Genomic DNA, 5366 nt, shown 5'->3' with positions numbered 1-5366 from the left:
GTCGCGCGCGTACGAGGCGCCGGTGGGTGAGGTGGAGGAGGCGATCGCGGGGATCTGGCGGGACCTGCTGGGTCTGGAGCGGGTGGGGCGCAACGACCACTTCTTCGAACTGGGCGGACACTCGCTGATCGCGGTGCAACTGGTCACGCGCGTTCGCGAAGCACTGGGCATGGAACTGCAGTTGCGTGACGTGTTCGCTTGTCCGGTCATGCGCGAGATGGCGAGCACCATTGATGCAGCCAGCGCCGATGCGCTTCCTTCGATCGTACGCGTCGACCGCGACGGCGTACTCCCGCTGTCGTACTCGCAGCAGCGCCTGTGGATGCTGGACCAGATCGATCATGCCGCCGGTTCCGCCTACCACATGCCGTTGGCGTTGAAGCTGGTGGGTACGCTCGATGCCGATGCACTGCAGGCCAGCCTCGACCGTATTGTCGATCGTCACGAAACCCTGCGCACGCACTTCGAGAGCGTCGACGGCGCACCGTCCCAGGTCGTGGGCGCAGTCGGTGCAGGCTTCCGCCTGACCCGTCACGACCTGTCCCTGCTGGATCCGCCGGCGCAGAGTGCAGCGGTCGCCGAGCACAGCGTCGAGGAGGCACACGCTCTGTTCGATCTTTCGACAGGCCCGCTGATTCGCGGCCGTCTGCTGCGGCTTTCCGATCGCGAGCACGTGCTGTTGGTCACCCAGCACCACATCATCTCCGATGGCTGGTCGCATGGCGTGCTGCTGCGCGAAGTGAAAGCGCTGTACACCGCGTTCCTCGGAGGCGAGGCCGACCCCTTGCCGGAACTCGCGATCCAGTACGCCGACTACGCGGCCTGGCAACGCAGCTGGCTGCAGGGCAAGCGCCTTGAGGATCAGGTCGGGTACTGGCGCGAGCACCTGTCCGGTGCGCCCGCGCTGCTGGACATGCCGACCGACCGGCCGCGGCCGCCGGTGCAGAGCTACAACGGCGACCGGATCGACATCGAACTGCCTGCGCCGCTGACTGCGGCTGTACGCGACCTGGCGCAGCGTCATGGCACGACCCTGTTCATGACCCTGCTGGCGGCGTGGTCGACGTTGCTGTCGCGTCTCAGCGGGCAGGACGATGTCGTGATCGGCACGCCGGTGGCCAATCGCCAGCATTCCGAGACCGAGCCGTTGATCGGGTTCTTCCTCAATACCCTGGCGCTGCGTGTCCGGACCGAGGGCGACCCGACCGTGGCCGAACTGCTGGCGCAGGTCAAGAGGACCACGCTGGAAGGCTACGCGCACCAGGACCTGCCGTTCGAGCAGGTGGTGGAGGCGGTGCAGCCGGTGCGCAGCCTGAGCCACAACCTGATGTTCCAGGCGATGCTCACGCTCGACAACACCCCCCGTGGCGGCACCTTGTCGTTGCCGGGCGTCGAGATGAGCCAGATGGAGCTGCTGTACTACAAGGCGCATTTCGACCTCGGACTGTTCTTTGCCGACGAGGGCCAGGACGTGCTCTCCGGCGAGCTTGAGTTCGCCACCGACCTGTTCGACCGCGGCACGATCGAGCGCCTGCGCGATCAGTTCATCCTCGTGCTGGAAGCGATGGCGGCCGACGATCGGCGCCGGTTGTCGACGTTGCCGCTGACGTCCGCCTCCGAGCGCACCCGCCTGCTGGAGGTGCTGGGCAGAGGCGGGGATTCCGCGGTGGAACCGGTGCCGGCACATCGCTGGTTCGAGCGCCATGCGGCGCATGCGCCGGAAGCGCCCGCACTGTTCCACGAAGGCACGATGCTCGACTACCGCGAGGTGAACCGGCGCGCCAACCGGGTCGCTCATCGACTGGTTGCCGTCGGTGCTGCCGCGGGTACCGGTCCGGGTGGCCGTGTCGCGCTGCGGGTATCGCGCGGACCGGAAATGGTGGTCGGTCTGCTCGCCGTACTCAAGGCCGGCTGCGCCTATGTGCCGATCGACCCGGCGCTGCCGCTCGAGCGCCAGCGCTACATGCTGGAAGACGCACGTCCGTCGGCGCTGATCGCGGATGTCGGGTCGCAGCAAGACATCCTCGCGGACCTGCGTGCCGACGTGCCGGTGGTCGCGCTGGACGACGCCACATTGCAGGAGGAAAGCGACGCCGATCCGTTCGTCGACGGATTCGACATGGCCCTGCCGGCATACGTGATCTACACCTCCGGATCGACCGGCAACCCGAAGGGGGTGGTGGTGGCCCACGCACAGCTTGCCGCTTACCTGTCCTACGCCAATCGCGCCTATGCGGTGCGGGAGACTGCCGGGGCCGTGGTGGCGACGCCGCTGGCCTTCGACGCGACCGTCACCTCGCTGCTCGTGCCTTGGCTGTCGGGCAAGCCCGTCGCGCTCCTGCCCGAGGAGCCGCAGGCCTGCCTGTTGCAGGTGCTGGCCTATGCGCGGCGCCCGGAGCCGTGGCTGTTCAAGCTGACGCCGGCGCATCTGGAGGCGATGTCGAACCTTGCAGAAGATGCGCCGGTCGGTACCGCGCACGTGGTGGTCGTCGGCGGCGAGCAGCTGACCACACGCGGGCTCAGGCGCTTCCGCGATCGGGTTCTGCCGGCCGCCCGCGTCGTCAACGAGTACGGCCCGACCGAGACGGTCGTCGGCTGCACGACGTTCACGAGCGATGGTCGAGAAGTCCTGGAGGGTGACGCGGTTCCGATCGGACGCCCGATCGACGGAGTACGTATTCGCCTGCTGGATACGCATGGCGAGCCGGTGCCGGTGGGCGCGCGTGGAGAGATCCATATCGCGGGCGCGCAGGTCGCGACCGGCTACCTGGATCGCGCGGCGCTCACCGCCGAGCGCTTCCTGCCGGATCCCTTCTCGGCCGAATCCGGTGCACGGATGTACCGCACTGGCGACATCGCACGCTGGTTGCCCGATGGCCAGCTGGAGTACCTCGGCCGCAATGATTTCCAGGTGAAGATCCGCGGCTACCGGATCGAGCTGGGCGAGATCGAAGCTGCCCTGGTTGCGGCGGCGGGCGTGCGCGAGGCGGTGGTGCTGGTACGTGCCTCCGAGAGCGGAGACAAGCGCCTGCTGGCTTTCGTGGTGCCCGACGCTGACCTGGCCGTCGCCGAGTTGCGTGACGGACTGGCGGCTCATCTCGCCGAGTACATGATTCCCTCGGCCTTCATCTGCCTCGATGCGTTGCCGCTGACAGGCAACGGCAAGGTGGATCGTGCCGCGCTGCTGGCGCTGGACCAGGAAGTGGCGTCCGACGAGACCCTCGTTGCGCCATGCGGCGAAACCGAAGAGACGGTGGCGGAGATCTGGCGAGAGCTGTTCGAGCTCGAGCGCATCGGCCGCAACGACAACTTCTTCCACCTCGGCGGTCATTCGCTCATGGCGATCAGCCTGATGGAGCGCCTGCGCCAGCGGGGCCTGAAGGCCGATATCGGCATGCTTTTCACCGACCCGACCCTTGGCGGCTTCGCGGCGCAGCTGGTCCGGCAGGATGCGCCCGAATGGGAAGTTCCGGAGAACCTCATCTCCGATGCCTTCGCAGGCGCACCCGAAGATACGGAAATCGAAGAGTACAAGCTATGACACTACTCCAGCTGCTCGATCTTCTGCGCGAGCGCGAGATCGTCGTCCGGGTGGAAGACGGCGATCTCGCGGTGCGAGCGCCGCGCGGCGCCATGACCGCGGACATCATGGATCAGCTGCGGGCGCAGAAGCCGGCATTGGTCGATCATCTGTCCAGCCAGGGCGACGCCGAGGCGCCGCATACCGCGCCGCTCAGGATCACGCCTGCGCATCTGCCGCTGGTAACCCTGAAGCAGGAGGAGATCGACGGGATCGTGTCCAGCGTGCCGGGCGGCGTCGCCAACGTGCAGGACATCTATCCGCTGGCCCCGCTGCAGGAAGGCATCCTGTTCCATCACCTGCTGGAAGGCGAGACCGGAGGCGATACCTACCTGTTGCGCTCGATCGTGGCATTCGACGATCGCGCGCGGATGGAAGCCTTCATCGACGCGCTGCAGAAGGTGATCGACCGTCACGACATCCTGCGCAGTGCGCTCCATTGGGAGGGGCTTCCGCAGCCGGTGCAGGTGGTCCAGCGACGTGCTCCGTTGCCGGTGCGCGTGGTCGCCGTGGACGAGGGAACCGATGCGATGGAAGCGCTGCAGGCGGCGAGCGATCCACAACGGGTGAGAATCGACCTGCGCCGTGCCCCTCTGCTTGCCGCGAACGTGGCCGAGGATCGGGTCGGCGGCGGCATGCTGATGGCGTTGCTGAGTCACCATGCGGTCTGCGACCACGTGGCGATGTCGCTGGTCATGGGCGAGATCGAGCTGCTTCTGAAGGGGCAGGCCGATCGACTACCGGTGCCTCAGCCGTATCGCAACTTCATCGCGCGCACCCATGCGATGCCGGAGTCCGGGCACGAGGCTTTCTTCCGTGCCCAGCTGGGCGATGTCGAGGTTCCGACCGCGCCGTTTGGGGTTCTTTCCGTCCAGGGGGAACCCAAGGCTGTCACCAAGACCGGTTTGCGTTTCGAGGATTCCGTGTCCCGCCGCATCCGGGAGGCTGCGCGCCGTTGCAGCGTGCCGGCCGCGGTGTTGTTCCACGTGGCCTGGGCCCACGTGCTGGCTCGTTGCAGCGGTCGCGACGACGTGGTCTTCGGCACCGTGCTCACCGGCCGCTTGCAGGGCTCGGAAGCGGCCGACCAGGTCGTCGGCATGTTCCTCAATACCTTGCCGATCCGGATCGGGTCGTTCGATGTACCGGTGGCGGATGCGGTGCGCGCGACCTGGCGCGCTCTGAGCGATCTGCTTGCGCACGAACAGGCGTCGCTTGCGCTCGCGCAGCGCTGCAGTGCGGTCGAGCCGCCGCTGCCTCTGTTCACCGCATTGCTCAACTACCGCCACAGCTACGGTGCCGACACCGCCGAGGAGGCCGCTGCCGGCACGGATTCGGCCTGGAGCGGCATCCGCATGGTTCAGGGCGAGACCCGCAACAACTATCCACTGACCATGTCGGTCGAGGACTACGGTCTGCGTTTCGGCCTGACTGCGCTGTCGGTGGCCGGAATAGACGGTTCGAGGATGGTGCGTTACATGGAAACGGCGATGACCGCCCTGGTGGCCTCGCTGGAGGCAGGCGGTAGCGCGCCGCTGTCGTCGCTGCCGATCCTGCCGGCGGAGGAGCGCGGGCAGGTGCTCGTGGGGTTCCAGTCGTCGCGTCCGGACTGGTCCCACGACCGCACCGCACATGCGCTGTTCGAGGCCCGGGCGCGCACCCACCCCGACGCGGAGGCGGTGCGCCACGACGGGGTGTCGCTGAGCTACGCCGAGCTGGACGCGCGCGCCAACCGGCTCGCGCACCGCCTGATTGCGCTGGGGGTCGGCCCCGACGACCGCGTCGCGAT

2 protein-coding genes are annotated in these 5366 nt (G+C 67.5%); both read left to right on the top strand.

From position 1 onward, the window contains the following. Positions 1 to 3541 (top strand): amino acid adenylation domain-containing protein (locus L3V18_RS19125; protein WP_237057055.1); only part of this gene is annotated, 3541 nt, incomplete at its 5' end. Then, positions 3538 to 5366: condensation domain-containing protein (locus L3V18_RS19120; protein ID WP_237057053.1), on the top strand; the 1829-nt coding region annotated here is incomplete at its 3' end. The genes L3V18_RS19125 and L3V18_RS19120, both read left to right, overlap by 4 nt.

It is taken from the genome of Marilutibacter chinensis, from assembly GCF_021725675.1.
GTDB lineage: Bacteria > Pseudomonadota > Gammaproteobacteria > Xanthomonadales > Xanthomonadaceae > Marilutibacter > Marilutibacter chinensis.
This window is presented reverse-complemented; position numbering and strand designations above follow the sequence as displayed.